The sequence below is a fragment of the Vibrio sp. 1249-1 genome (assembly GCF_033340495.1).
The window spans coordinates 1-511 of record NZ_JAWOWJ010001195.1; the positions used below are offsets into that span (position 1 = coordinate 1).

Sequence of the window (511 nt, forward strand, 5' to 3'; positions counted from 1 at the left end):
GTCCGAATCCAAACCAGCAAAAGTATGGCACGGTCCAGGGAATGGTTTCCTGCAAATAGAGCAGCGCTCAAAGTTCTTATCGAGGATTCTCTTTAAAACTTTCTCAAATTTGTTTTTGTTTAACATCGAGTTCTCCACACAAAGTTACTGGCCGAGCATCCCAGCCAAGGTGGTCTGCTGGCCTTCGCTACAAGGTGCAAATCCGGCAAAAGCACCGGCATTAACCTTGAGCTCATCAAAGCGTCCATCGGTGTCCCGGTAGTACACCTTACGTTTTCCAATTCCACCTTCGAGGTTTGCGGCCAACCAGGCGATCACTGCATCAGCATCGTTCGTAACTGATGCTCCCTGATCCAGATCGATAAGTACCAGGTGGGTGTCCGTCTGGAGTGCCACTTCAAAGGTCGCTCTTACATCAAAAATCACTGGTCGCGCTCCTTGTAAAAAGTGGGCATTCAGCACCACCTATCCTATTCCAAAAACTCTACTTTTTCAAAGATACATTTTAATA

1 protein-coding gene is annotated in these 511 nt (G+C 47.0%); it reads right to left on the reverse strand.

Going from position 1 to position 511, the window contains the following annotated elements; genetic code table 11:
- Nucleotides 1-144: 144 nt before the first annotated feature.
- Complete coding sequence (locus R7Z50_RS31225; RefSeq protein WP_000575657.1) at nt 145-426, reverse strand: hypothetical protein; 282 nt, start codon at nt 424-426, stop codon at nt 145-147.
- Nucleotides 427-511: the final 85 nt, after the last annotated feature.